The organism is Novosphingobium sp. ES2-1 (genome assembly GCF_015169775.1).
Lineage (GTDB): Bacteria > Pseudomonadota > Alphaproteobacteria > Sphingomonadales > Sphingomonadaceae > Novosphingobium > Novosphingobium subterraneum.
In genome coordinates this window covers 1466554-1493480 of record NZ_CP063445.1, presented here as the reverse complement: position 1 = coordinate 1493480, position 26927 = coordinate 1466554, and the positions used below count along the sequence as shown (strand labels likewise).

24 protein-coding genes are annotated in these 26927 nt (G+C 63.1%); 11 read left to right on the top strand and 13 right to left on the bottom strand.

The window, feature by feature from the left end; genetic code table 11:
- Nucleotides 1–9: 9 nt before the first annotated feature.
- The 4 genes from metG to IM701_RS07085 are packed head-to-tail and all read left to right on the top strand — an operon-like array spanning nt 10 to nt 3297.
- A complete protein-coding gene (gene metG / locus IM701_RS07100; RefSeq protein WP_193828200.1) occupies nt 10–1575 on the top strand; it encodes a methionine--tRNA ligase in 1566 nt (521 codons plus the stop codon).
- On the top strand, nt 1575–2351 hold the full coding sequence (locus IM701_RS07095; protein ID WP_193828373.1) for a TatD family hydrolase: 777 nt from the start codon (nt 1575–1577) through the stop codon (nt 2349–2351). Before metG ends, IM701_RS07095 begins: the two co-directional genes overlap by 1 nt.
- A complete protein-coding gene (locus tag IM701_RS07090; RefSeq protein WP_193828199.1) occupies nt 2348–3115 on the top strand; it encodes an MBL fold metallo-hydrolase in 768 nt (255 codons plus the stop codon). Before IM701_RS07095 ends, IM701_RS07090 begins: the two co-directional genes overlap by 4 nt.
- 11 nt (nt 3116–3126) lie before the next feature.
- Nucleotides 3127–3297 carry a hypothetical protein gene (locus IM701_RS07085; RefSeq protein ID WP_156452231.1) on the top strand — a complete coding sequence of 57 codons (171 nt, stop codon included), beginning with the start codon at nt 3127–3129 and terminating at the stop codon, nt 3295–3297.
- Nucleotides 3298–3499: 202 nt separating this feature from the next.
- Here the strand turns inward: IM701_RS07085 and IM701_RS07080 are convergent, their stop codons facing one another.
- Genes IM701_RS07080 through IM701_RS07070 form a run of 3 tightly spaced genes read right to left on the bottom strand, consistent with a single transcriptional unit; the run spans nt 3500 to nt 7313 of the window.
- Nucleotides 3500–3979: a hypothetical protein gene (locus tag IM701_RS07080; protein ID WP_011445585.1), complete on the bottom strand. Its 480-nt coding sequence runs from the start codon at nt 3977–3979 to the stop codon at nt 3500–3502.
- Nucleotides 3976–6108, bottom strand: coding sequence for a tyrosine-type recombinase/integrase (locus IM701_RS07075; RefSeq protein ID WP_010890943.1), 2133 nt, complete (start codon nt 6106–6108; stop codon nt 3976–3978). The genes IM701_RS07080 and IM701_RS07075 overlap by 4 nt, the downstream gene beginning before the upstream one ends.
- On the bottom strand, nt 6099–7313 hold the full coding sequence (locus IM701_RS07070) for a tyrosine-type recombinase/integrase (RefSeq protein WP_010890944.1): 1215 nt from the start codon (nt 7311–7313) through the stop codon (nt 6099–6101). Before IM701_RS07070 ends, IM701_RS07075 begins: the two co-directional genes overlap by 10 nt.
- Before the next feature lie 172 nt (nt 7314–7485).
- Between IM701_RS07070 and mazG the strand changes: the two genes are divergently transcribed.
- Nucleotides 7486–8271 (top strand): nucleoside triphosphate pyrophosphohydrolase, encoded by a 786-nt coding sequence (gene mazG, locus IM701_RS07065; protein ID WP_193828198.1) that lies wholly within the window; start codon nt 7486–7488, stop codon nt 8269–8271.
- Here mazG and hflX read toward each other — a convergent pair.
- The 7 genes from hflX to dusB all read right to left on the bottom strand — a co-directional run bounded on the left by hflX (nt 8248) and on the right by dusB (nt 17666).
- Nucleotides 8248–9597, bottom strand: a complete 1350-nt coding sequence (gene hflX, locus IM701_RS07060) for a GTPase HflX (RefSeq protein WP_193828372.1) — start codon at nt 9595–9597, stop codon at nt 8248–8250. The genes mazG and hflX overlap by 24 nt on opposite strands.
- Complete coding sequence (hfq, locus tag IM701_RS07055) at nt 9594–10169, bottom strand: RNA chaperone Hfq (protein ID WP_082013224.1); 576 nt, start codon at nt 10167–10169, stop codon at nt 9594–9596. Before hfq ends, hflX begins: the two co-directional genes overlap by 4 nt.
- 189 nt (nt 10170–10358) lie before the next feature.
- Nucleotides 10359–11744 (bottom strand): sigma-54 dependent transcriptional regulator, encoded by a 1386-nt coding sequence (locus IM701_RS07050; protein ID WP_062348433.1) that lies wholly within the window; start codon nt 11742–11744, stop codon nt 10359–10361.
- 13 nt (nt 11745–11757) lie between these two features.
- Nucleotides 11758–13932 (bottom strand): ATP-binding protein, encoded by a 2175-nt coding sequence (locus IM701_RS07045; RefSeq protein ID WP_062348434.1) that lies wholly within the window; start codon nt 13930–13932, stop codon nt 11758–11760.
- A gap of 139 nt (nt 13933–14071) precedes the next feature.
- The gene (locus IM701_RS07040) at nt 14072–15511 is read right to left on the bottom strand and encodes a sigma-54 dependent transcriptional regulator (protein ID WP_193828197.1); all 1440 of its coding nucleotides are present in this window, start codon (nt 15509–15511) and stop codon (nt 14072–14074) included.
- Nucleotides 15511–16626, bottom strand: coding sequence for a nitrogen regulation protein NR(II) (locus IM701_RS07035; protein ID WP_039331021.1), 1116 nt, complete (start codon nt 16624–16626; stop codon nt 15511–15513). The genes IM701_RS07040 and IM701_RS07035 overlap by 1 nt, the downstream gene beginning before the upstream one ends.
- On the bottom strand, nt 16623–17666 hold the full coding sequence (gene dusB, locus IM701_RS07030) for a tRNA dihydrouridine synthase DusB (RefSeq protein ID WP_193828196.1): 1044 nt from the start codon (nt 17664–17666) through the stop codon (nt 16623–16625). The genes IM701_RS07035 and dusB overlap by 4 nt, the downstream gene beginning before the upstream one ends.
- Nucleotides 17667–17769: 103 nt before the next feature.
- On the opposite strand from dusB, the gene IM701_RS07025 reads away from it, so the two are divergent.
- From IM701_RS07025 to IM701_RS07015, 3 genes are read left to right on the top strand one after another with little or no spacing between them, the layout of a single operon-like run.
- Nucleotides 17770–18930, top strand: coding sequence for a bifunctional 2-C-methyl-D-erythritol 4-phosphate cytidylyltransferase/2-C-methyl-D-erythritol 2,4-cyclodiphosphate synthase (locus tag IM701_RS07025; protein ID WP_193828195.1), 1161 nt, complete (start codon nt 17770–17772; stop codon nt 18928–18930).
- A gap of 20 nt (nt 18931–18950) precedes the next feature.
- On the top strand, nt 18951–19502 hold the full coding sequence (locus IM701_RS07020; protein ID WP_156135680.1) for a hypothetical protein: 552 nt from the start codon (nt 18951–18953) through the stop codon (nt 19500–19502).
- Between the two features lie 3 nt (nt 19503–19505).
- Nucleotides 19506–20015, top strand: coding sequence for a CinA family protein (locus IM701_RS07015; protein ID WP_193828194.1), 510 nt, complete (start codon nt 19506–19508; stop codon nt 20013–20015).
- Here IM701_RS07015 and IM701_RS07010 read toward each other — a convergent pair.
- Together IM701_RS07010 and lipA are read right to left on the bottom strand one after the other, a co-directional pair.
- Nucleotides 19976–20437 carry a type II toxin-antitoxin system RatA family toxin gene (locus IM701_RS07010; protein WP_062348447.1) on the bottom strand — a complete coding sequence of 154 codons (462 nt, stop codon included), beginning with the start codon at nt 20435–20437 and terminating at the stop codon, nt 19976–19978. The two genes, IM701_RS07015 and IM701_RS07010, sit on opposite strands and share 40 nt — an antisense overlap.
- A gap of 7 nt (nt 20438–20444) precedes the next feature.
- Nucleotides 20445–21383, bottom strand: a complete 939-nt coding sequence (gene lipA / locus IM701_RS07005) for a lipoyl synthase (protein ID WP_039331029.1) — start codon at nt 21381–21383, stop codon at nt 20445–20447.
- A 66-nt stretch (nt 21384–21449) separates the two neighbouring features.
- On the opposite strand from lipA, the gene IM701_RS07000 reads away from it, so the two are divergent.
- Nucleotides 21450–22100: a carbonic anhydrase gene (locus IM701_RS07000; protein WP_193828193.1), complete on the top strand. Its 651-nt coding sequence runs from the start codon at nt 21450–21452 to the stop codon at nt 22098–22100.
- Nucleotides 22101–22175: 75 nt separating this feature from the next.
- On the opposite strand, the gene IM701_RS06995 is transcribed toward IM701_RS07000, so the two are convergent.
- Entirely contained in the window at nt 22176–23486 is a 1311-nt protein-coding gene (locus IM701_RS06995; RefSeq protein WP_039331032.1) for a lipopolysaccharide assembly protein LapB, read from the bottom strand.
- A gap of 317 nt (nt 23487–23803) precedes the next feature.
- Here IM701_RS06995 and gyrA point away from each other — a divergent pair, with 317 nt between their 5' ends.
- Both gyrA and IM701_RS06985 read left to right on the top strand, forming a co-directional pair.
- Nucleotides 23804–26560 carry a DNA gyrase subunit A gene (gene gyrA / locus IM701_RS06990; RefSeq protein WP_193828192.1) on the top strand — a complete coding sequence of 919 codons (2757 nt, stop codon included), beginning with the start codon at nt 23804–23806 and terminating at the stop codon, nt 26558–26560.
- The gene (locus tag IM701_RS06985; RefSeq protein WP_193828191.1) at nt 26557–26910 is read left to right on the top strand and encodes a DUF952 domain-containing protein; all 354 of its coding nucleotides are present in this window, start codon (nt 26557–26559) and stop codon (nt 26908–26910) included. Before gyrA ends, IM701_RS06985 begins: the two co-directional genes overlap by 4 nt.
- Nucleotides 26911–26927: the final 17 nt, after the last annotated feature.

Below are 26927 nucleotides of genomic sequence, written 5' to 3'. Positions count from 1 at the left end.
ACTGGCCCAATGGGCGAACCCTTCTACATCACCACCGCCATTTCCTACCCCAACGGGAAGCCGCACATCGGCCATGCCTACGAAGCGATTGCGGCTGACGTGATCGCGCGGTTCCAGCGGGCCATGGGGCGCGACGTGCGCTTCCAGACGGGCACGGACGAACACGGCCTGAAGATGGCGCAGAAGGCGCGCGAGCTGGGCATAACGCCGCGCGAACTTTCAGACGAAATGTCCTCGTATTTCATAAAGATGTGCGATGAGCTTAACGTTTCGTACGACGTCTTTATCCGGACAACAGAAGAACGCCATCACGCCTCGACCCAGGAACTCTGGCGGCGCATGGAAGCCAGCGGCGATCTCTACCTTGATCGCTACGAAGGCTGGTACTCGGTCCGCGACGAAGCGTTCTATGATGAAAGTGAACTGGTGGCCGGGGAAGGGGGCGATAAGCTCTCGCCGCAGGGAACACCGGTAGAGTGGACCGTCGAGGAATCCTGGTTCTTCCGCCTCTCGAAGTACGCCGAGCCTCTCCTGAAGCTTTACAACGAGAACCCGCAATTCATCCAGCCCGACAGCCGCCGCAACGAGGTGATGCGCTTCGTCGAAGGTGGTCTGCGCGATCTCTCGGTCTCGCGCACCAGCTTCGACTGGGGCGTGAAGGTGCCGGGCAGCGACGGCCACGTCATGTACGTGTGGGTCGATGCGCTGACGAACTACGTCACCGGGCTCGGGTTTCCCGATGAATCCGGCGACTTTGCAAGGTATTGGCCCGCGAACCTCCACCTGATCGGCAAGGACATCGTCCGCTTTCACACGGTTTACTGGCCGGCGTTCCTCATGAGCGCGAATATCGCCCTGCCCAAGCAGGTCTTCGGCCATGGCTTCCTGCTCAATCGCGGGCAGAAGGAATCCAAGTCGCTCGGCAACGTCACCGATCCGCTGGAACTGGCGGAGCGTTTTGGCGTCGATCCGCTGCGTTATTTCCTCATGCGTGAAGTCGCCTTCGGGCAGGACGGGTCGTACTCCCCGGAAGCGATTGTCACGCGCTGCAATGCAGAGTTGGCAAACAGCTACGGCAATCTTGTCCAGCGAACACTGTCCATGATTTTCAAGAACATGGACGGGACACTTGAGAAGTTTGCAAGCTCCGAGGCCGACGATGCGCTGCTCGCCACCGTGTTCACAGCCTGCCGGGACGAACTGCCGCGCGAGTTCGAGGCACTGAACTTCTCTGCAGGTATCGATGCGTGGATGCGCGCTGTCTTCGCATGCAATGCCTACGTTGACGAGCAGGCCCCCTGGGCCCTGCGCAAGACCGATCCGGAACGAATGAAGGCGGTGCTGCTTACCCTGTTCATGGCCATCAGGGATCTGACAATCGCGATTGCGCCGGTGGTGCCCGCCGCTGCTGCCAAGGTCCTCGACCAGCTCGGCGTACCCGGCGACGCTCGCACCTTTGCAGCCCTGACCGATGCCGACTGGTATCTGGCGCGCGTGGCTACCGGTGAAAAGCTCGCGCAGCCGGTGCCGGCGTTCCCGCGCCTCGAAATGCCCGAGGAGCCTGCCTCGGCATGATGCTGATCGATTCGCATTGCCATCTCAACTACAAGGGTCTGGTCGAAGATCAGGCCCAGGTTCTCGGGCGTGCGCGCGAAACCGGCGTACGCGGCTTTCTCAACATCTCGACCCGCCAGCGCGAGTGGGCCGATATCGTCGCCACGGCTGAGCGCGAAAGCGATGTCTGGGCGAGCATCGGCATCCATCCGCACGAGGCTGATGGCCATGCCGATCTGGGCGAGGGTGCGCTGCTGGAAGCCGCCGCGCATCCGCGGGTCATCGGCATTGGCGAGACCGGGCTGGATTACTATTACGACCATTCGGACCGGCAGGTGCAGCAGGACCTGTTCCGGGTCCACATCCGCGTGGCCCGCGAAACCGGCCTGCCACTCATCGTCCATACGCGCGATGCGGAAGACGACACGACGCGGATCATCGAGGAGGAAATGGGGAAGGGGGCCTTCCCCGCACTGATCCACTGCTTTACCGCATCCGCGCCGTTTGCTGCCAAGATGCTGGAACTCGGCCTGTCGATCTCACTATCTGGCATCGTGACGTTCAAGAATGCCAAGGACTTGCAGGCGATTGCCGCCGAAATACCTGAAGATCGAATCCTGGTCGAAACCGACGCGCCGTTCTTGGCGCCGGTGCCGCATCGGGGCAAGACCTGCGAGCCGGCGTTCGTGTCCGACACCTGTGCTTTCGTCGCTGGCCTGCGTGGCACCTCGCAGGAAGCCCTTGCAGATCGCACGGGTGCCAATTTCTTCAAGCTGTTCAGCAAGGCCAGCCTGTGAAGCTGACGATCCTCGGCTCCGGCACGTCGACGGGCGTGCCGCGCATCGGCAACGATTGGGGCGATTGCGATCCGAACGAGCCGAGAAACCGGCGCACCCGGGTTGCCATCATGATCGAAGGCTTTGACGGCAGTCGCCTGCTGGTCGACACCCCGACGGACCTGCGGCAGCAGTTTCTCAGTTGCGGCATCGATCGCGTTGATGGGGTACTGTGGACTCACGACCACGCCGACCACTGCCATGGGATCGATGACCTCAGGCCGCTCCGCTATGGTCGAGCAGGACCCATTCCGGGCTATGCGGCAAGCGAGACCGTCCGCCGACTGCGCCAACGCTTCGGGTATGTCTTCGCCGGGCAGCACGGTTATCATACCATTGTAGAGCTGGACAATCTCGACCGTGTCAGGATGTTGTGCGGCATTGGCATCGGTCATTGCCAGATGCCGCACGGTCCGGCGCAGTCCACCGCGTTTCGCTTTGATCAGGGCGGAAAAACAATTGGTTATGCCACAGACTTCAGCGAAATTACGAATGAAATGATCGACCTGTTCTGCAAGGTCGACGTTCTGGTCGTCGATTGCCTCAGGCGGCAGCCGCATCCGACGCATTCGCATCTGGGCATGGCGCTCGAACTGATCGAAGCCACAAGAGCAGGACACGGCATCCTGACGCATCTCGACAAGTCGATGGATTACCGGACATTGTGCGCCGAAACTCCGGACCATGTCGAACCTGCGTACGACGGGCTCGAAGTAAATCTCTAAGGCGGTGCCGCATGGACAGCTACGACACAGTGCGCATCATTGGCATTTCCATGGCGCTTGTCTTGGCCGTCGCCAACTTAAAGGGCCGTGAGATCGGATTGTCTGACGGCTTGAGAATGGCCGCTTTATGGGCCTTTCTGTTTATCGTCGTGGCTCTGGTATTCTCCGTGCTGGGATGGTGACGACGCGCTCCTCTCCGTGCTTAGTTTACATATATCAACACCAATTCGTGTCTTGTGTCCTAGTTTCAATGGTTTGCAGGCGATAAACCTGTCCATTGTGTTTCGCTCATAATTTGGACGATCAAGGGAGTTGGAAGTGCAAGACGCCGTAGGCGGCTCACTTCCTACTCGCTTGATCGTAACCCGATCGCAGCGTGACGGTTCAGTCTTCAGAGGAGGGCAGCGGCTCGGGCGACTGTCCCGGTGATACGCGAGCTAGGACAGCCGTGTAGAGCTGACGCCAGTGTTCCGCCTTACCGCGCTCACGCTCGGCCGTTCGGTCCGCCTTAGCCCTTTCGGCACGGGCATCCCGGAGCTCGGTCTCAAGGCGCTCGATCTTGTTGCGGAGTGCCGCTTCGATGTGCCGATATTCCTCGGGCGTTCGCAGCGGGACCTTCTTGCCGTCTATCACCTCGGTTTCCGCGCGGGTTTCGACGCGTTCCTCGCCGATCTCGTCGGCGAAGTTGTTGTAGAGGTACTGGCGGCTGACCTTTGCTTCACGTGCCACCGAGACGAACGTCACAGCCTGCCTGGTGTCGCGCAGCCGCATGATCGCATCCTCGACTGCAGCGCGCTTCTCTGCGCTACGACGGCTGCGGGCATCGTTGAGTGTTGCGATCCGCAGATCCGGTCCCATGGTCATGACGTCGCTTCCTCTCGAGCAGTGGCCGGCCTGTAGCGCTGCTTTTCACCCTTGTAGAGGCCGTGCTCCTCGATGGAGCGGATGATGGTGTCGGTGTTGTGGACCGCATCCTTATTGCGTTGCAGGCGCTTGCGCGTGATGTCGGCCATGCGGGTCTGTCCGCCTTCCTCGTAGTTCTGCGCTTCCTGCTCGAGCCCTTCGATCGCGGCGTAAAGTCCGGCCCGTTCACAGCGGAAGTGCTCCACGTCGCCGCCATCGGCGCGGAAGAACCGGCAGGTCAGGCAGGCGTGGGCGTGCTCGCACCATTCGCCGAGTTGCCCTGGCAGCGTGCAGGCGCCGCCGCAGACCCGCGTGGCCAGCATGGTTTCCTTGCGCAGCAGGAGATCGCCGACCGCTTCGTCGACCTTGCCCGCGATTGTGAAGAACTGGCCGCCACCCTTTCGCAGCAAGGCGTTCTTCTTGAGATCGAGACGCTTGTTGACGTACATCGACGCCATATCCGGCGAGGCATGGCCGAGCTCGAACATGATGCTCAGGATGTCGTGGCCTTCGGCCGCCATTTGTGTCCCTCGATGGTGGCGCAACGGATGCCATGAGAAGTCGAACGGCTTGCCTTCGCCATCGACGATCCCGTGCCTGAGGCACAGCATCCTGAGCTCCTGCAAGGTCCAGTTGTAGCCGAGGAACGATTCCCGCTTGCCGTAAAAGACGGGGAACAGGTATTTCGTGGCGCGCCCGTAACGCTGCCGGACGCGATCCTGCTGGGCTTCGATCAACTCGATCATGGCCCGGTGCGCGGGATCGGTCGCCAGCAAGGGCTTGGTGTTCCAGCGGCTGACCTTGTTCTGCCAGAACGTGAACAGCATGAACCGCTTGTCGTGCGGATCGGGCCGCAGGCAGTCGAAGAGCAAGGCATGCAGGTCTTCGGCTCGCGCACCGGTGGTGATCCCGATCATGAAGATTACCGGGATAGGGGCAGGCAGTTCATCGAGCCTGGCCATCATCGCGGCCAAGGCCTCAGGAGGCGCCGCCCGGTTGGCGCCCTCTCGCGAAGCGTAGAGCCGGTTGCGCGGGTCATCCGGTGCCTGCTTGTAACGGATGCGCCGCGCCGCGCGCTTGTCGAGCGCGATCCGCGGCCATTCCCCCGGCAGTAGCACCGGTGCTGCCCGCATCAGTTGGACGATGTCGGTGTACCAGTTCTTGCCGGCGGCATTGCGCGCGTTTCCCCATGCAAGATAGCGCTCCATCGTTAGTTCGTTGATCTTCGCAGGACCAGCGACGGATTCTTCGTGGAGGAACTGCGCAAACAGCCGTAACCGAGATCGCATCGCGATCACCGTTCTTGGCGCAAATTCCCCATGTGCGACCTTGTCGAGCAGGAAGCCGCGCATCAGCGGGCGCAGCCACGGCTCGAAGTTCAGGAAGTTGATATAGGTGTCGCTTCGCCGTTGCCGATCGCGGAAGCGTGTGTCCTCCTCGCTGTAGAGATCGTTGAGCAGGATGATGTCGCGGTCATGCATCGGTGCCATCTGCGCCCGGTTGATGATCGCGAAGCGATGGATATCACCGAACAGCTGCACTTCCGGTGAGCGGAACTCGCTGGTGACGATCTTGCCGCCCCGGATCCACTGGCGGGTCTGGCTTTGCCTGCGCCGTCCATAATTCGCGCCATACCAGGCGGCGTAGCACTCCAGCACTGCATCGTTGTGGTGGTTCCGTTTGCGCGCACCCTCGTCATCTGATGGCGCGAAGCCGGGGTGAGGGATGTCGGCAAGGCAGCCCGCCTCAAAGTGACCAAGCAGGTCCGCGCCTTCCTCTACCAGATAGCGGATCACCGGGATCCGGCGCTGGAACCAGTGGGCGTCCGCCTTGCGATCGTCGAGAACGGATACCGCCAGGTAAGCCTTGATCTCGTTGGTGAGTACCGGAACCGCAGCCTGAAGCGGCAAGCTTGCGTATGTCTGGCTCAGCCAGGGATGGCCGAACACCTCACCCATCATGGCGTCCGACCAAATGGGATTGGCGACGAGGAGGGGGGATATCTCCGCGAGGCGCCCCTCAAGCCAGTTGTTGTAGCGATCGGTATCGTGCGGCGTGCCGCCGACGAGCGCCAGCGGCGTCAGGCCCATCGCAGATCCTTTCCGAGCAGCTCAGCCTCGCGAAGTTTCTCAAGCCTTTCATGCACCTCGTCGGGTCCTGTGAGGTAAAGCCTGCGGATTTCCGAGGCGAACAGGTGCTGATAGAACGCCGCTGTCGTTTGCGGGCTGGCATGCCCGAGCCGGTCGGCCACTTCGAGCAGGCTGTATCCCGCCGCGATCGCCTCGGATGCATGGCTGTGGCGGAACATGTGCCAGCTGAAGGCGATATGGGTGCGCTGCTCCAGCAGGCCCGCGAGCTTCTGCGCGTAGGACAGGCTCATGGCGTGCCCGATGACGCCGGCTTTGACATTGGTGAAGACGTACTCGGCGCCGGACTCGAAGGCTGGCAGATATTCGTCGCTGGTGATGTAATCGACGTACATGTTGAGCACGTAGTCGTGCACCGGCACACCGCGCGTCCGGCCCGATTTCGCACGGGCCTCATTGGCATTGTCTTCGCGCGGAACGACCCAGATGACCTTTTCGGCGAGATCGATATCGACATGGCGCAGGCCCAGCGCTTCACCGATCCTAAGGCCGGTGTTGTAGAGCAGCACGACCAGGAAGGCGTCGCGCGCGAGCCCGCAGGCCTCGATCAGCCGCAGAACCTCGCTCGGCGTCAGCCGCTTCTTGAGCACCTGCTGCTGGACCCGGCCGGGATCGCCCGAGAGATAACGGTCTTTGCGCCGTGTCGTCCGTCGCTGGCTGATATGCTCAAGGAACGGCTTGTAGATCCGATGGCCGTCATAGGCCTTTGTGACCTCGGTCGTATCGACCGCGAAGTCGTCAGTGCCGTTGTAAAAGCGGTAGAACGATTTGACCGCGAGCTGGATCTGGTTGCGCGTCGATGGTGCCAGAATCCGCGTTTCCTGCTTGCGTAGCAGGATCAGCCGAGGACTTGGCAGCGCATCCTTTCGGCGGGCAAGCCGCCAGGCAAGGAAGCTGTCATACAGCGCAACCGTGGCTTCATGGATGCCGGCGCCGTTTGCGCCGAGGAAGCTAGCGAAGTCCACAACGTGGCGAACATAAGCGCGGATCGTGTTTGGTGACGCATGGGTCTGTTCGAGATGGACGATCCAGTGACGAAGGCACTCGACGACATCGCCGTCATCATCCAATACCGTCCACGACCGGCGACCGCCGGGCATTTCGATGCGCGCAGCCTGCCAGGGCGTCGTAGCGAACGGAGTGGACACGGTCGCTGATACTGTTGAAAGACCCCCGTGACTGCAAGCCTTTCGCCATCACACTGGACACAGTTTACATGGACAGTTATGGTATCGGTATTTACATAATCATTATTATCAAATCTGATTTGGCCGGTTGGATCGACACCCTAACTCCGGTCAACCGAACCGGGAAAATACCATGAGCGCAGCTTCCACGCCCAATCTATCGCGGCTCCTAGCCATCATGGCCCGCTTGCGAGATCCGGCGCGCGGTTGCGAATGGGATTGCGCGCAGACTTTCGCAACGATCGCGCCGTACACTATCGAGGAAGCTTACGAAGTCGATGATGCCATCGCCCGCAACGACATGGCCGCGCTGAAGGAAGAACTTGGCGACCTGTTGCTTCAGGTCGTGTTCCATGCACGCATGGCCGAAGAACTCGGTCTGTTCTCGTTCGAGGACGTGGCGGAAGCCATTTCCGCGAAAATGGAAGCACGCCATCCTCATGTGTTTGGCAACGAGCCTGACGAAGGCCAGTCGCGTGAGGACCGCTGGGAGAGCGCCAAGGCCGCTGAACGCAGGTCAAAGGGGGCGACCAGTGCCATGGACGGCGTAGCGCTGGCGCTTCCGGCGCTGATGCGGGCCGAAAAGCTCCAGAAGCGCGCTGTCAGGCAAGGCTTCGATTGGCCCGACCCATCCGGCGCAGCTGCCAAGGTTTATGAAGAGATACAAGAGCTTGCAGAAGCTTCCTCAGACTCTGAGCGCGTTGCGGAAGCCGGTGACCTGCTTTTTGCGGCGGTCAACCTTGTGCGCAAGCACGGCGTCGCGCCGGAAGAAGCGCTGCGCCAGGCTAACGCCAAGTTCGAGCGGCGCTTCAGGGGCATGGAGCAACTGGCCGAGGGCCGCTTTGCGCAGCTGACCCTCGACCAGCAGGAAGAGCTTTGGCAGGCAGTGAAAGCGTCAGAGCGCGGTGAAACGGCCTAGCTCACGCTGGGTCAACCGCACCTTGATGCGCAGCGCCGGATCGCCACCCGCAGTTTCCGCCTCGGCTTCCTCCAGGATATCGCCGTGGGCGTGCAGCCAGGCAATGCGCTGACCGTCTGACAAAGGAATCGTAAACTCCAGCATCTGCGCCCCGCCGGTGAGCATCTGGCCCAGCTGCTCGAGCAGCGCATCGACACCCGCGCCGGTCCAGGCCGAGATCGGCACCACCGGACTTTCGGCAATGCGCGCGGCAATGAGGTCCCGGCGCATCGCCTGCTCTTCGGCAGTCAGCAGGTCCCACTTGTTCCACGCCTCGACAATCGGGATCTTCGAGCCCCCTTCCCCGATCACATCAAGGTCGGCAAGGATCTGTTCGACTTCAGCCTTCTGATCCGCCGTCGCGGGATTGGAAACGTCGCGCACGTGCACGATCACGTCCGCCGCCGTGACTTCCTCGAGCGTGGCGCGGAAGGCCGCGACCAGTTGCGTCGGCAGCTCGGAGATGAAGCCCACGGTGTCCGACAGGATGGCCTTCTCGACGCCCGGCAGCCGGATTGCCCGCATCGTCGGATCAAGCGTGGCGAACAGGAGATCTTCCGCCATGACGTCAGCGCCTGTCAGGCGGTTGAACAGCGTGGACTTGCCGGCATTGGTGTAGCCCACCAGAGCAATCACCGGCCAAGGCGCTCGCTGCCGCCGTTCGCGGTGGAGACCGCGCGTGCGCCGGACCTGTTCCAGTTCCTTGCGGAGCCGCGCCATGCGTCCGCGGATCTGGCGACGGTCCGCCTCGATCTGGGTCTCGCCCGGGCCACCAAGGAAGCCGAAGCCACCGCGCTGACGCTCAAGGTGTGTCCATGATCGCACCAGTCGCCCGGCCTGATAATCGAGATGCGCCAGTTCGACCTGCAGCCGCCCCTCGGCAGTTGCCGCACGCTCGCCGAAGATCTCGAGGATCAGGCCGGTCCGGTCGATGACCTTGCGCTTGAGTTTTTCCTCAAGGTTACGCTGCTGGATTGCCGACAGCGAGCCGTCGACGATGACCAGTTCGGCGTCTGACTGGTTGCAGGCCACGCCGATGCGTTCCACCTGCCCCTCACCGAACAGGGTGGCGGGGCGGACGGCGCGGATCGGCAGAATGAAGGCATCGACCACTTCGATGCCGATGGCGCGGGCGAGGCCCTGCCCTTCTTCGAGGCGGCTTTCCGCATCCGAGCCAAGCCCCCCTCCCCGTTGCTTGATATCGGGGAGGACGACAACGGCGCGCGCGCCACGGGTGACTTCACCGGCTATTTCGCCGGTGTTGTTGCCAAATTCAAAAGTACTCAGGAATCCTCACCATCCCAGTCGCCGGTGAGATCAACATGACCGGCAGGCTGAATTGTCGAAACGGCATGCTTGTAGGCGAGCTGTACGTAACCCTCGCGCTCGAGCAGCATGCAAAAGAGATCATAGGACGCGACCTTGCCCTGCAGCATGACACCGTTCACGAGGAACATCGTCACCTGCACGCCGGAATCGCGCACGCTGGACAGGAACACTTCCTGCAGCAAGCGGGCCTTCTTGCCGTTTTCCTCACCACCCGTCTGGAAGTGCGCAACCGAAAGCTGCTGCCCGGGCATGATCGTCGAGATCGCATGCTTGTAGACCAGCTGCGACTGGCCATCGCGGCGCAGCAGGATCGAGAAGTTGTCGAACCACGTGACGATGCCCTGCAGCTTGACACCCTTCACGAGGAACATCGTGACAGGGATCTTGTTCTTGCGCAGGTGGTTGAGGAAAAGGTCCTGAAGGTTCTGCCCCTTACCTCCGCTCGGGCCGGTTACCGGTGCCGAAGCTTCCGCGACTGGAGCGGGTTCGGGCTTGGGCCGAGGGCGGGCAGACAAGGTCTTTCCGGTCATTTCACGTGACTCCGTTTTCTATTGGCTCAGCCCTGCCGGGGCCTTCGCGATCTGGCCTTCGTGCTGATCGCACTCTGGCCGGGTTCATTGACGAGTTTATGTCCCCCCGCGCGTTCCGTAAACATGGGAAATTGCACAGGGTTCCGAATTAATGCGTATTCACACGCGCGAAATCAATCTGTCGCGCGATTATTCGTCGTCCTCATCCTCCCGACGCTCCGCCATTCCCAACAGCTTGAGCTTGCGGTGCAGGGCCGAGCGTTCCATGCCGATGAAGCTCGCAGTCTTTGAAATATTTCCTGAAAACCGCCTTATCTGGACCTTCAGATACTCGCGTTCGAAATTCTCCCGCGCCTCGCGCAGTGGCACGCCCATCAGGGCAGAACCTGCAGACTCTCCGCCCATCGGAGTGCTGACGATCTCTGACGGCAACATGTCCGAGTCGATCCGCGCCAACCGGTCACGCGGTGCCAGAATCACCGTCCGTTCGACGACGTTGCGAAGCTGGCGCACGTTGCCGGGCCAGTCATAGCTTTGCAGGGCCGCCATCGCCTCGGGCGAGATTGCAGGCGGCGCTACGCCCTGTTCGCTGGCGTACCGGGCGAAGAAGTGGTCCACCAACGGCGGAATGTCGTCGCGCCGGTCGATCAGCGACGGAATGGCAACCGGCACCACGTTCAGCCGGTAATAGAGGTCTTCGCGGAACCGCCTTTCGGCGATCTCCTTTTCCAGCGGGCGCGACGAGGACGACACTACGCGGACGTCCACCCGCAGCTGGCGGTGGCCGCCGACCCTTGCAAAGGACTGCTCGGTCAGCACGCGCAGGATACGTGCCTGGCTGGAGGCGGGCATGTCGGACACTTCGTCTAGGAAGAGCGTTCCCCCGTCCGCCATCTCGAGCAGCCCCGCCCTCACCAGCTTGCCGTCGATTTCCTCTCCGAACAGCTCCTGTTCAAAGCGCTCGGGCGTGATGCGGGCGGAATTGACGGTGATGAACGGGCTCTGCGCCCGCGGGCTCCAGGAATGGAGCAGGCGCGCAGCAACTTCCTTGCCGGAACCGGCCGGGCCGGTAATCAGCAGGCGGCTACCGGTGTTGGCAACGCGCTTGAGTGTCGCGCGCACCTGGTTGATCGCCGAACTGTTGCCGGTGAACTCCTCGGCCATGGCAAAACCCTGGCGCAGGCGGGCGTTCTCACGGCGCAGGCGCTCGGTCTCGGTCGCCCGTTCCACCAGCAGCAACAGACGCTCGGCCTCGAAGGGCTTTTCGAGAAAATCCATGGCCCCGCGGCTGATCGCGGAAACGGCTGTGTCAATGTTGCCATGCCCTGAGAAGATGATGACGGGCAGCTCTGGCTCGCGCTTCTTGATCTCGTCGAGGACTTCCAGTCCATCCATCGGGCTGCCGTGCAGCCAGACGTCCAGCAGTACAAGGCTGGGCCGACGCTCGTCGATCGCGGCAAGTGCCGAGGTGCTGTCCGCCGCAAGCCTGCAGCCATAGCCTTCGTCGGAGAGAACGCCTGCGACCAGTTCGCGGATGTCGCGTTCGTCGTCTACGATGAGGATATCGAGTGCCATTGCTTGGGTCCTGTCAGTCCTGTTCGGCCATTGCGCTTGATGTGGAAAGCGGGTCGCGGGCAAAGCGCATGGTCACGCGTGTCCCTCCGCCCGGCTCGGGGGTGAAGGCCATTTCGCCGCCGTGCTCCTCGACGATCTTGTGAACGATGGCGAGGCCCAGGCCGGTGCCCTTCTCCCGGGTGGTCATGTACGGTTCGAGAATGCGCTCGCGCTCCGCTGGAAGCCCGATGCCATTGTCGGTGACGCTGACGGTCACCGTGTCGTGGTCGCCGGCCAGGGTCACCGCCACGCGCCCACGGTAATCGACGTCCTCGCTCTTTGCCCGCGTTTCAATGGCTTCGACGGCATTTTTCAGAACATTGGTCATCACCTGACCGAACTGATGGCGATCGCACTGCAACGGCATCGACGCGGCATCGCAGGCGAAGCTGAAATCGATCCCGGTATGCGCCACTTCCTGCAGGAACAGGGATTGCCTGACGAGGTCGCTGGCGTCCTCGGCCCGGAAGACAGGCTTGGGCAGCCGGGCGAACGAGGAAAATTCGTCCACCATCTTCCTCAGATCGCCGACCTGCCTGATTATGGTGCTGGTCAATTCCTCAAACAATTCGGGATCATTCTCGATCTGGCGGCCATAACGGCGGCGCAGACGTTCGGTGGCCAGCTGGATCGGTGTCAGCGGGTTCTTGATCTCGTGGGCGATGCGGCGGGCCACGTCCGACCAAGCCGCGCGACGCTGATCGAGCAGTTGCCGGGTAATGTCCTCAAAGGTGATGACGTGACCGTTGCTGTCCTGGACGACGCGCACCGCCAGCGTGCGCAGGTCACCATCGAGCGGATACTGGATCACGTTGTTGGGCTGACCCGAGTTCACGAGCTGCGCGAAAACCGGCGAAACTTCCGCGAGGGGACGGCCGATCGGGTTCTGGGCCGCGTCCGCAAGAAGCACGCGCTGTGCAGAGGAGTTGATCAACTGAACCGCGCCATCGCGCCCGATCGACACGATGCCCGCCGTGATCGATTCCAGAACGGCCTCGATGAACGCGCGTCGCACCTCGAGCTGCGCATTGGCGGTAACGAGAGCTTGCGTCTGGCCTTCGAGCTGCTGGGTCATGCGATTGAAGGCACGCGCCAGCAGCCCGACCTCATCGGTCCCGCTGCTCTGCGCCACGCGCATCGAGAAATTTCCGCTACCGATGGTTCGGGCTGCGGAAACCAGTTCGGCAAGCGGTGCCACCTGCCTGTCGGCAAAGCGCAGAGCTGCCCATACTGCTACCCCTACCAGTGCGAGGCTGACACCGAACAGGGCGAGGTTGAAGCGCAACTGCAGTGCCCTCGCCCGCGTCGTCAGCATGTCGTAGGACTTGAGCACGGTCTGCGCTCGCTCCCACTGCTGGAGCGCAAGTGCGTTCGACGTCCGCGCGGCAAAGAGATAGATGCCTCGGGCCTTGTCGATGGGCGTTACCGCCTCGATCCGTTCGGCCGATGCGCGGACGACCACGGCTTCGCCGGCATCGAGACGTTTCAGATCCGCCTGCGTCACGCGCTGCTGGCGGTCGGTCTTTTCGGGGTCGACTATGGCGGCAGTGCGAAGCGTGCCGTCGCCCGCGCGTTCGAGGATGGCGGACTCGTTGAGCTGGCGACTGAGAACCTGGAAGGAGTACCCTTCGGCAAATTCGGTTGAGGTGATCGGCGCCTGGTCGAGGTAATCGCGAATGTCACCAGCCATGGTGACCGTTTCGTTGCCGACGTCGCGCAGCTTGTCCTCGTAATAGCCCCGCGCGAGCTTGTTTGCATTCTCCAGCATTCCGCGGGAATTGTCAGAGAACCAGAATTCGACGCCGGACTGGAACAGGAAAGAGGCGAAGATCACGACCAGAAGCGTCGGAATTGCTGCGATCAGCGAGAACAACCAGACCAGGCGGACGTGGAGGCGCCCGCTCGATCCAAGCACGCTTTGCGCGGCGCGTCTGATTGCCAGTCTCCGGCCCCACAGTATCTGGAGGGCCATGGCCGGGACAAGCGTTCCGATCAGAAGACTCGACGTGAGGCGCGAAGGCAGGATCTGGCCTTCGCTGCCGCTGCCGGTGACCGTCAGCCAGCTGACTGCCAGCATCAACGCAAGGACCGTAGAGGCCGCCACTTCGAGCAGGAAGAACACGTTTGCGCGGCGCAGGCCGACGGCCATTCGCCGCACCCATCGCGGCATCCTGCGGACCGTGACTCTAGACTCCTGCATCATCGTTGCATGGTCACAACACCACTGTTGCAAAAATGCAAGAGGAAACCGACGAGTGTCTGGCGGTGGACGACAAGTGTCGCAACCATCAGTCGCGCAGGGCGAAGTCCTCCGCAATAATGCCAAGCTCGGACAGCCGCTTCCGCAACGTATTGCGATTTATGCCGAGGATCTGGGCAGCGCGCAGCTGGTTGCCACCGGTCTGGCTGAGGATCGCTGCAAACAGTGGGCGTTCGAATGCGGCGAGCGCTGCGTCATAGACGTATCCCGGTGCCGGACTGTTGCTCGAAAGCCAATGCTTTACAGCCACGGCGATGTCGCTTTGAGCAGATTCGGTCGTGTGCTGCAGTTCCTGAGCCGGAGAGCTGCCTTCAGCGTGAACAAGCAAGGGTTCGATCGCAGTGGCGTCGATGATCTCGTCGCGTGCCAGCAGGGCGAGCCGATAGATGAAGTTGCGCAGTTCGCGCACGTTGCCCCGCCACGGCTGGCGCGACAGCAGCTCGGCGCCGGACTGGGTCAACTGGCGGCGAGGCAGGCCTTCGGCTGCGGCATTCGCCAGAAAATGACGGGCGAGAGCCTCGATGTCGTCTGCCCGGTCTCGCAACGGTGGCAGCTCGATCGGCACCACGGCCAGGCGATAGTAAAGGTCTTCGCGGAACGTCCCTGCGGCAATCATCGGCAGGAGATCGCGATTGGTGGCGGCGACGATCCGGCAATCCAGTGTGATCTCGTCACGCCCGCCAACGCGACGGATCCGTCCAGACTGCAAGGCGCGCAGCAGGCGCGTCTGGGCCTGCATGGGCATGTCGCCGATTTCATCGAGGAACAATGTGCCACCGCTCGCCTGTTCGAACTTGCCGATCGAGCGGGCAACTGCGCCCGTGAATGCACCTTTCTCGTGGCCGAACAGCTCGCTCTCGATCAGCTCGGCGGGGATGGCAGCGGTATTGACGGCCACGAAGGGCCCGGACCGGCGGTTGCCGAGCTGGTGGATCGCTTCAGCCACAAGCTCCTTGCCCGTCCCGGATTCGCCCAGGATCAGCACGGTCAGATCGTTGCGCAAGACCCGCGTTATCATGCGGTAGACCGCCTGCATTGCGGCGCTACGGCCAACCAGCGGAAGGCCCTGCGTGACGTCCTGCGGCACGTCGATCTCGGCGGCTTCGGCCTTGCCGATGGCCTGCGTGACCGTGCGGACCAGTTCCTCAAGGTCGAAGGGCTTGGGGAAGTATTCGAACGCTCCGGTCTCGCTGGCGCGCACCGCCGTATCCAGCGTGTTCTGCGCTGAAAGGATAATGATCGGCATGGAGGGATGTGCATCGCGCACCGATCCCAGCGTTTCGATCCCGTCGCCGTCGGTCAGCATCACGTCGGTCAGCAACAGGCGATAGTCAGCGCCCGCAAGATGCCGGTCACGCCCAGCGACCGAATCGCAGTGATCGACGTCGAAGCCTTCGGCTTCAAGGGCAGCAGTGATGACGAGGGCGATCGAGGCGTCGTCCTCGACCAGAAGAACGCGCTTGGTCATCAGGGCACCGATCCGGCAACGGGGAGGTGAATACGGAAATGGGTGAGGCCGTTGGCCTCGTCCCGGTCATGCGTGATGCGCCCGTTCATTTCACGCACCAGCTTCTGGACCAGCGCAAGGCCAAGGCCCTGCCCGCTCTTTTTGCCGGTCACGAACGGTTCGAAGATGTGATCGCGCAGCTTGGGGTCGATGCCCGGGCCATTGTCTGACACGCGCAGCTCGATCGGCAGGCGCAACGGCTTTCCGCCCGGCCCGACATGCAGCTGGATGCCGCTGGCAAAGCGCGTACGCACCGAAATTCGCGGCTGCAGCTGGTGCTGGCAGGCTTCCCGCGCGTTGCTCAACAGGTTGAGCAGGACCTGCACCAGCGAATCCGCATTGGCTGTCACCGGGGGAAGCGATGGGTCGAACTCCTCCTCGATCACCACGTTCGAAGGGTGCCCGGCCACCAGCACCGCCTCGGCGCGCCGAACGGCCTCATGCAGGTTGCACTCCTGCGCCGGCTCGGCACTGCGCCGCGACAGCGACTGCATCTGGTCGATCAGCTTGGCAATCCGGTCGACCTCGGCCGTGATCAGCCCGGTCATTGCCCGGTCGCGTTCGCTCAGCTTGCGGTCGAGCAGCTGCGCCGCGCCGCGGATGCCGGCAAGCGGGTTCTTGATCTCGTGCGCCAGCACTTCCGGCGCACGCAGGGCCACGCCCTCGCCGCCGCCCGCGCCTCGCCCGTCGCCGGTCAGCGCCTCGACGCCGACGCCTTCGTGCAGCATCAGCAATTGCCAGCCCGGACAATGGGTCACCGGGCTCGTCATCACGTCGAACGTGCGCACCGGCTGCCCCATGATCCGCACGCCCACGCCGCGTGCAAACAGATTCGCCTCGCCATCTGCCAGACGCCCGAGGATCAGCGGTTCCTCGAATTCGAACAGTTCCGCCACGGACTTGCCGACCAGGCGCCGGTAGCTCTGGCCCATCAGTTGCTCGGCGGCGGGGTTGACCGAAGCCACCACCAGCTCCGGATCGAGCTGCAACAGGGCGAGCGGCAGGCTGGCGACGACGCGCTTGGGATCGGGCTTCTGCCCGGGCTCGGTCCTGCGCCAGTCGGGCAGCAAGCTCATGCCGCCGCGCGCTGCCCCACCTGTGCCGAAAGGCTGTGCTCGATCGCGCGCTTGTAGAAGTCGGCCAGGTTGGCGAGCACCGCCTTGGGGTCGTCGATGAAGTTGACCTTGTTGCGGAAATCGGCCGAACCGTGGAGGCCCTTGGTGTACCACCCGATGTGCTTGCGGGCCATGTTGACCCCGGTGACCGTCCCGTAGTGCTCCTGCATCGCCTCGTAGTGTTCGACGATCAGCGCATACTGTTCGGGGAGAGTTGGATCGGCCAAGCGCTCGCCCGTCTCCAGCCAGTGCATGACCTGGCCGAGCAGCCAAGGCCGCCCATAGGACCCGCGCCCGATCATCACGCCATCGGCACCGCTCTGTTCGATCGCGGCGGCAACGTCCTCGATCCCGCAGATATCGCCATTGACGATGACCGGGATCGACACCGCGTCCTTCACGCTGCGCACGAAACCCCAGTCGGCATTGCCCTTGTACATCTGGTTGCGGGTGCGGCCGTGGACCGTGATCATCTTCGCACCGATGTCTTCGGCAATCCGCGCGAGTTCGGGCGCGTTGAGGCTGTCATGGCACCAACCCATGCGCATCTTCACGGTCACCGGCACCTTCACCGCCTTGACCGTCGCCTCGATCAGGCGTGTGGCGAGAGGGATGTCACGCATGAGTGCGGAACCGGCATCGCCGTTCACCACCTTGCGCACCGGGCAGCCCATGTTGATGTCGATGATCGCCGCGCCCTGCTGCTCGACCAGCTTCGCCGCTTCGGCCATCTGCGCCGGGTCACAGCCGACCAGCTGCATCGAAACCGGCTCTTCCATCGGATGCCAGGCTGCCTTCTGGATCGACTGGCGCGTCTCGCGGATGGCAGCCGGGCTGGCGATCATCTCGGTCACGTTGAGACCCGAGCCGAAGCGGCGCACGATCGTGCGGAACGGCAGGTCCGAAACCCCGGTCATCGGTGCGAGCACGACCGGGCAATCGACCGTTACAGGGCCGACCTTGATGGGCTTGAGCACGGGCGGGACGGGAGCGTCGGACATCGGGATCAAATCTGCCTAAAAAACAGGCAGGCGCTTAGTCGATTACAGGTGAAACGGCAAGACGGTTGCTCATCCGCCCCAAGCGCTGGTAGAGGCGCCGCGAATGAGCGATCCCCTTCCCTCCCGCACCGGGCCGGTTGCCGCCGTCGTCGTGGCCGCGGGCAAGGGCTCGCGCACCGGCGGCAGCGTGCCCAAGCAGTTCGTCGCATGGCGCGGAAAGCCTCTCGTCCGCCATTCGGTCGAAGCCCTGGTGGAAGCGGGCATCGCCCCGATCGTCGTCGCCATACCACAGGGGTTTGAGGCCGAGGCGGCGCATGCGCTTTCGGGCCTCCCCGGCATCAGGTTCACGCACGGCGGTGCCACGCGGCAGGAATCCGTCCGCCTCGCCCTGGAAACACTGCAGCACGACGCGCCCGCGCGCGTGCTGATCCACGACGCGGCACGCCCAGCGCTGCCACAGGCCGTGATCGCTTCACTTCTAGGCACTCTCGACCGTGGCCTCGCCGCGATCCCGGTCCTCCCCGTGGTCGACAGCATGATCCGCGGTATCGACCACGCGATGGCGCAAAAGGTCATTCGCGAGGAACTCTACCGCGTCCAGACCCCGCAGGCCTTCGACTACGCCGCAATCCTCGCCGCGCACCAGGCGTGGACCGGCGAACCCGACGCGGGCGACGATGCACAGGTTGCCGCCTCAGCCGGCATTAATGTGCTGCTTGCCAATGGCGACGAAGTTCTGCGCAAGATCACATTCGCCGCCGACTTCGAGGAACAGGACATGACCCGATTGCCCCGCACCGGCATGGGCTTTGACGTGCATCGCCTGGTCGAGGGCGAGGAGCTTTGGCTCTGTGGCGTGAAGATCGCGCACAGCAAGGGGCTGTCCGGCCATTCGGACGCCGACGTTGCAATCCATGCACTGGTCGATGCGCTGCTGGGCGCCGTGGCCATGGGCGATATCGGCGATCACTTCCCGCCATCCGACCCGCAGTGGAAAGGCGCATCGTCCAACCGCTTCCTCGCGCACGCTGCACATCTGGTCCGGGATGGCGGGTACGAGATCGGCAATGTGGATGTTACCATTATCTGCGAGGCCCCGAAGATCGGGCCGCACAAGTTCTCGATGCGTGAGGCGCTTGCCCGGATTCTCGGGATTGACTCAAGTGCCGTCTCAGTCAAGGCGACGACTACGGAACGCCTCGGCCTCACCGGCCGGGGCGAAGGTATCGCGGCACAAGCGGTGGCGACGGTCGTCCCCCGCTGATCCGCAGGAGCAAAGACGTTATGGTCTCTTCCCGTATTCTTTTCGGCGCGCTTGCGGGTGCAGCGCTCATGCAGGCCCAGATGGCGCAGGCCGCAACAGCAACGGCGCCTTGTCTCAGTGAAAGCGAAGTGACCGCGCTGGTCGGCTACGCCCTGCCCTCGGTCATCGACGGCACGATGAAGGGCTGCAAGCCGCACCTTGCCGCAAATGGTTACTTCGCCACCCGCGGCAGCGAATTCCTGAACCGCTATGCCGCGCGCAAGGATCAGAACTGGCCGCTCGCCAAATCCGCATTCCTCAAGCTTGGCGGTTCGAAGGACGCCAAGATGGCGGACATGATGCAGAACCTGCCCGACAATGCCGTCCAGCCCTTCGTCGAGGCGATGGTCAGCGAAATGGTCAGCGGCGAGATCAAGCCCGATCAGTGCACTGCTATCGAACGCGGCGTGCGCATTCTCTCGCCCCTTCCGCCGGAAAACACGGCAGAGCTGGTGACCTTCATCCTGGTCATGGCGGACAAGCCGAAGCCCGGCAAAGCCTCGTCGTTCCCGATCTGCAAGCCGGCGGCCTGATCAATGCCGATAGAAAGCCTGCTTCCTGAAGAAATTGGCGATCTTGCACGTCGCGTGATTGCCGAGAATGCCGCTCTCGGTCGCAAGGTCGCGGTAGCCGAAAGCTGCACCGGCGGGCTTGTCGCTGCGGCCCTTACCGAAGTCCCCGGCAGCTCCGCCGTGCTCGATCGCGGCTTCGTGACCTATTCGAACGAGGCCAAGAACCAGCTTCTCGGCGTCTCGGAAGATCTCATCGATACCTTCGGTGCAGTTTCGATCGCCGTCGCGTGGTCGATGGCGCAAGGGGCGCTCAAGAAGTCCGGGGCCGATGTCGCCGTGGCCATCACGGGCGTGGCCGGGCCGGATGGTGGTTCGGAACAGAAGCCGGTCGGCACCGTCGTCTTTGCCTGCGCCAAGCGCGGCGAGGACCCCGAAGCAACCAACGCGGAGCTCAAACTGTTCGACAGCGCCAGCACGCGCGCCGAAGTGCGCTTTCAGGCGACGCTCACCGCGCTGGAACTCTTGCTGCCGTAAAGCTGCTCGGCCCTCTTCTCGAACGCGGCGACCATCTTGCGGAACGCCGCGTCGAGATACTGCCCAGCGAGCTTTTCGAAGATCGCGCTGCGGAACGTGAAATCGACGCAGAAGTCGATCACGCACCCCCCGTCGGGCCCTTCCCGGAACGTCCAGTCGTTCTCGAGCCGCTTGAGCGGGCCGTCAATGTACTCGACCTTGATCGACCGCGGTCGGTCCTTGACCACGCGCGAGGTGAACTTCTCGCGCAGTGCGCTGAAGCCTACGAGCATGTCGGCGATCATCTCGCTTTCGCTATCGGACTTGATCCGGGTGGCGACCACCCACGGCAGGAACTCCGCATAGCGACGTACGTCGGCAACAAGGTCGAACATCTGTTCGGCCGACCATTGCAGCGTCCGGGTTTCGGTAATCCTGGGCAAGTCAGGCCTACATTCCAACCTTGGCAGCAGCCTTGGCCAACTGGGCATCGCGCGCGGCGCGCATCGCGCGGAAATCGTCGCCTGCGTGATAGCTGGAACGGGTCAGCGGGCTCGCCGCAACCTGCAGGAAGCCCTTGGCGCGCGCGATCGAGCCATACGCCTCGAATGCCTTCGGCGTAACAAAATCGATCACCTTGGCGTGCTTCGGCGTCGGCTGCAGATATTGTCCCATGGTCAGGAAGTCGATCTGCGCTGAACGCATGTCGTCCATGACCTGGTGAACCTCGAGGCGCTCTTCACCAAGGCCCAGCATGATGCCCGACTTGGTGAAGATGCGCGGATCGTGGCGCTTGACCTGCTCGAGCAGACGCAATGACGCATAATAGCGCGCGCCTGGACGGATCGTCGGATAGAGGCGGGGGACCGTCTCGAGATTGTGATTGTAGACGTCCGGCCCCGCCTCGACGATCGATTCGACGGCCGCTTCCATCTTGTTGCGGAAATCGGGCGTCAGGATCTCGATCGTGGTGTTGGGTGTGAGCTCGCGCAGAGCCTTGATCACCTTGACGAAGTGGCCGGCACCGCCGTCGGGCAGGTCGTCCCGGTCGACCGAGGTGATGACGATGTGCTCAAGCCCCATCTTCGCCGCAGCCGTCGCCACGTTCATCGGCTCCATCGGATCGACAGCGCGCGGCATCCCGGTCTTCACGTTGCAGAACGCACAGGCGCGGGTGCAGACCTCGCCGAGAATCATCACCGTGGCGTGCTTCTTGGTCCAGCATTCGCCGATGTTCGGGCAGGCCGCTTCCTCGCACACGGTGTTCAGCCCGAGTTCGCGCATGAGGGCGCGAGTCTCGCCATAGCCCTTGCTGGTCGGAGCCTTGACGCGGATCCAGTCGGGCTTGCGCTGGCGTTCGGGGCGGAGATTCTGGGCCGGTTCGGTCATGGCGCCCAGATAAGCCGTTACGCCAGCACTTGAAAGACCCAATCTATGTGGTCATTAGCTCAGGCCATGACCCAGGCATCTCCCGAACTCGACCGCCTCATTGCAGGCTATCGCCGCTTCCGCGAAAGCGGCTGGACCCCGAAGCTTGAGCGCTGGCGCGAACTGCGCGAGGGTCAGGAACCGCAGGTGATGATCATTGCCTGCTCCGATAGCCGGGTCGATCCGGCACAGATCTTCGATGTCGATCCGGGCGAAATCTTCGTGGTCCGCAACGTGGCGGCTATGGTGCCTCCGTTCGAAACCAATCCCGGCCATCACGGCGTTTCGGCGGCGCTGGAATTCGCGGTACAGGTGCTGAAGGTCAAGGAAGTCGTGGTCATGGGCCACGGCATGTGCGGCGGCTGCAAGGCGGCCCTGACACAGAGCCTCAAGGGCACTGAGCCGGGTGAAGGCGGCTTTGTGGCTGACTGGATTTCACTGCTCGACGATGCACGAGAGGACGTCGTCTCGCACTTCGGGACCGAAGGACATGAAGCCGAGCGGGCGATGGAGCAGGCCGGCGTTCGTGCCAGCCTTGCCAACCTGCGCACATTCCCGTGCGTTCGCCGCAAGGAGGCGAGCGGCGAGCTCAAGCTTCGCGGTGCATTCTTCGCGATTTCAGACGGCGTGCTGCATGTGCTGGACGAACCCAGCGGATCATTCGCTCCGGTCAACTGACCACGGCAATCGCTCCAGAAGCAAAAAAGGGCGGCCTGCGAAGGCCGCCCTTTTCGTTTGCCAGAAGCCTCAGGCTTACTTTGCCTGGGTGTTGGCGAAAGCCAGCCACAGGCGGCCGAGCGTTGCACGGGCGCCGCCGACTTGGGCAAAGGTCGCCTTGGCATCGGCGAACTTGTCCTGGTCGAGCTGGGCGATACCCAGACGGGTCAGGGCACGGTCCTTGTCGATGCCACCCTTTTCGATGGCCATCTTGTAGAACTCTTCCGCCTTGGCGGCTTCGTCGTACGAAAGGTACGCATCGGCCATGGCCATCGGGCTCTTGCCGTCCTTGGCAGCGCGGGCTTCCTTGTCCAGCGCCGGGAGCGAGGCCTTGTCAGGCGCGATGCGACCCTTGGCCTGCGAGATGGCGTCCGTGACGAAAGCATCGTTCGCCTTCAGCACACCGGCCTGCACGCCCATGTTGGCAACCTTCAGCACTTCGCCCGGCAGACGACGCGGGTCAGCTGCTTCGATGTACTCGACGTATTCGCGCTCGACGTACTTCGGATCGTTCTGGAAACCGCCCGAACGCATCAGCAGACGGCCCAAGTCCAACGACTCCTGGTTGGTGAACTGGCTGAACTCGCGAACCAGCTGACCGGCACCGAGCCAGTTCAGCGGGGTCGGGTTGTTTTCCACCATCAGCGTCGACCATTCGATCGCCTGCGGCCCGAGCTTGTTCTTGTAGGCAATCAGGTTTGCACGCTTGAACCAGCCTTCGGGCACTTCGGCACCGGCTGCCTTGCGTGCATCCAGCGCCATCTTCAGCGCGGTCAGCGCTTCAGCGTTCTGGCCCTGCTGCGAGTACGAGTCCGCCAGCAGCTCGGCTGCCGTATCGTCCTTGTAGTTCGCCTGGACAACCGGGGTCAGCGCCTTGACGGCGGTGGCGTAGTCCTTGTTCGAATAGGCAAAGTTGCCGAGGTAGAACTGATACTCGGTCACGTTCGCCGCAGGAACCTGCCCGCTGTCGAGCATGTTCTGGATGCCGCGCTGGCGCATCGCGATGTCGTTCAGCGTACCGCCGATGCTGACAGCCCAGCCGCCTGCCGCCATACGGTCGAGCGGTGTCTTGATCGCAGCTTCCGCCGCAGCGAGTTCAGCCGGAGCGTTGGCCAGCAGCGCCTTCTGCGCGGCGGCATCGGCACCCTTCTTCTTGGCTTCGTCAAGCGCGGTCACGGTCTTCTGGATCGGGCCGGCAGCGGCCACGAATTCCTTCGAGTAGCTGGCCTTCTCAGCCTTGGCTTCCTTTTCCTTGGCGAATGCCGCGGTCGACGTGACCGACAGTGCGCCGGCCGAAAGCGCGAGGGCCATCGCCGTCTTGCCAATCAGTCCGAAAGTAGCACGCATAGAAATCGTCTCCTGTTCGACCGGATGCGTCTGGCGGAAGCGACCCTGCCCCGACACCTTCGCACCCCGGTGTCCTCTCACCTCTGGTCGATCCCGCTAGTGGCGCGGAATTGGGCCCTTGGCAACGGTTTGCGCACTATCCTTTTCACGGTGAACGCCATTTGAATGGCGTCTCGTCCGAATATTCATGCATCTGGTCGCAGGTGTGGAAAACCGGCTTCGTTTCAGGCCCACCGTGGCCCGATTGCTGGCTATCGTGCGGCAATTGGCCTAGGGCCATCTTTCATCCCTTGTAGCTATAACGAAAAGCAGTTCCCGTGAGCGACGACACCACGATCATCGACCCCCCAGTCCCCGCCCCGGAAGGCGAGTTCCAGCGGATCGACATCGTCGACGAGATGAAGACCAGCTACCTCGATTACGCGATGAGCGTGATCGTCAGCCGCGCGCTGCCCGATGTGCGCGACGGGTTGAAGCCGGTTCACCGTCGCATCCTGTGGACCAGCCACGAAAACGGCTTCGTCTCGACCAAGGCCTATCGCAAGTCCGCCCGTATCGTCGGCGATTGCATGGGCAAGTATCACCCGCACGGCGACGCCGCGATCTACGATGCCCTTGCGCGCATGACGCAGGACTGGTCGATGCGCCTGCCGCTGATCGATGGGCAAGGCAACTTCGGCTCGATGGACCCCGATCCGCCGGCCTCGATGCGTTACACCGAAGCGCGCCTTGCCAAGGTCGCGGATTCGCTGCTCGGCGATATCGAGAAGGACACGGTCGACTTCATCCCGAACTACGACGGGTCGGAGCATGAGCCGCAGGTCCTGCCCGCGCGCTTCCCCAACCTGCTGGTCAACGGCGCGGGTGGCATCGCCGTCGGCATGGCCACGAACATTCCGCCGCACAACCTCGGCGAAGTGATAGACGGCTGCCTTGCCTACATGGACAACCCGCTGATCTCGATCGACGAGCTGATCCATATCATTCCAGGGCCGGACTTCCCGACGGCCCCGCTGATCCTCGGCACCGCGGGCGCCCGCAAGGCCTACCATGAAGGCCGCGGCTCGATCATCATGCGCGCCCGCCACCAGATCGAGGAAGGCCGGGGCGATCGCCGCTCGATCGTGCTCACCTCGATCCCCTATCAGGTCGGCAAGTCCGGCCTTGTCGAAAAGATCGCCGAAGCCGCCAAGGACAAGCGGATCGAGGGCATTTCCGACATTCGCGACGAATCCAACCGCGAAGGCGTGCGCGTCGTCATCGATCTCAAGCGCGATGCTACGCCCGAAGTCGTCCTCAACCAGATCTGGCGCAACACCCCTGCGCAATCGAGCTTCCCGGCCAACATGCTCGCCATCCGTGGCGGCCGTCCGGAAGTCCTCAACCTCAAGGACATCATCGAAGCCTTCGTCCGCTTCCGCGAAGAGGTCATCACCCGCCGCACCAAGTTCGAACTGAACAAGGCGCGCGACCGGGCGCATATCCTGCTCGGCCTCGTCATCGCGGTGACCAACCTCGATGAAGTCGTGCGCATCATCCGTGGCTCGCCGAACCCCGCCACGGCGCGCGAAACCCTGCTCGCTCGCGAATGGCCGATGGGCGAGATCGCGCAGTACATCAAGCTGGTCGAAGCCATCGAAGACATCGGCGTGGCCGACGCTGCCACCTATCGCCTGTCCGAAATCCAGGTCCGAGCCATCCTCGACCTGCGCCTCCACCGCCTGACCGCGCTGGGCCGGGATGAGATCGGCGAAGAACTCGAAGGCCTCGCCACCGCGATTGCCGAATACCTCTCGATCCTGGCTGACCGCGTGAAGCTTTACGGCGTCATGCGCCAGGAACTGCTCGAAGTCCGTCAGGCCTTCGCCACGCCGCGCCGCTCGGAATTGACCGCGCCTGCCGATGGCATCGAGGACGAAGACCTGATCGAGCGCGAGGACATGGTCGTCACCATCACGCTTGACGGCTATATCAAGCGCACGCCGCTCTCCACCTTCCGCGCCCAGAACCGGGGCGGCAAGGGCCGGTCGGGCATGGCGACGAAGGACGAGGATGCCGTGGCGACGATGTTCGTCACCAGCACCCACACTCCGGTCCTGTTCTTCTCGACTGCGGGCAAGGTCTATCGCCTCAAGGTCTGGCGCCTGCCCGAAGGCGGGCCGACCACGCGCGGCCGCCCCGTGATCAACATGCTTCCGGCGCTCGACAAGGACGAGACCATCGCCACCGTGCTGCCGCTGCCGGAAGACGAGGCGGAATGGGGCAAGCTTTCGGTCGTCTTCGCCACGGCCAAGGGCAATGTCCGCCGCAACTCGATGGATGCCTTCGCCAACATTCCGTCGAACGGCAAGTTCGCGATGAAGTTCGATGAAGACAGCGACGATCGCCTGATCGGCGTCGCCCTGCTCGAAGCAATGGACGACGTGCTGCTCGCCACCCGCGCCGGGAAGGCCATTCGCTTCGCAGGCGACGAAGTCCGAGAATTCACCAGCCGCACCTCCACCGGCGTGCGTGGCATGACGCTTAAGGGCGACGACGAGGTCATCTCGCTGTCGATCCTGCACCGCGTCGGCACCACGCCTGACGAGCGCGAGGACTACGTCCGCTTCGCACCCTGGAAGGGCGAGAAGGAAGGCGAACCGGCCTTGTCAGCCGAGCGCTATGCCGAACTTCAGGCACGCGAACAGTTCATCCTTACCGTCTGCGCCAATGGCTACGGCAAGATGTCCTCGGCCTATGAATACCGCCGCACCGGACGTGGCGGTCAGGGCATCACCAATATCGACAACATTGCCCGCAACGGCCCGGTCGTGGCCAGCTTCCCGGCGACGCAGGCCGACCAGCTCATGCTCGTCACCGATCAGGCCAAGCTGATCCGCCTGCCGCTCGATTCGCTTCGCGTGATCGGTCGCGGCTCGGCGGGCGTGCGCCTGTTCAACGTCTCGGGCGACGAACATGTCGTCAGCGCCGTGCGTCTTGCCGAAGGCGAAGGCGAGGATGCCGAGACGACCGAGCCCAGCAGCGGCGATGAAAGCGCAGCACCCGCCGCACCGGAAGACGGCACCGCCGAATGACTGACCTCCCCCTCCTCGCCTACAAGGTCCTGACCGGCCCGCAGATGGCGCAGCTTGAAGCGGACGGCGTGTTCAAGGGTGCCGCGGTCGATCTGGCGGATGGCTACATCCACCTGTCGACCGAGGCGCAGCTGACCGAAACCGTCGACAAGCACTTCGCAGGGCAGGACGATCTCCACGTCGCCGCCGTCGATCTCGCCGCACTTGGCTCTGCGGTAAAGTGGGAGCCGTCGCGCGGCGGCCAGCTTTTCCCGCATATCTACGGCGATCTGCCGTTGAATGCAGTCGTCGCCTATTCTCCGATGGAGCGGGATCAGGACGGAACGGTCAGGTTGCCGATCGCAAGCTGACCGTCTGGGCTAGGGCG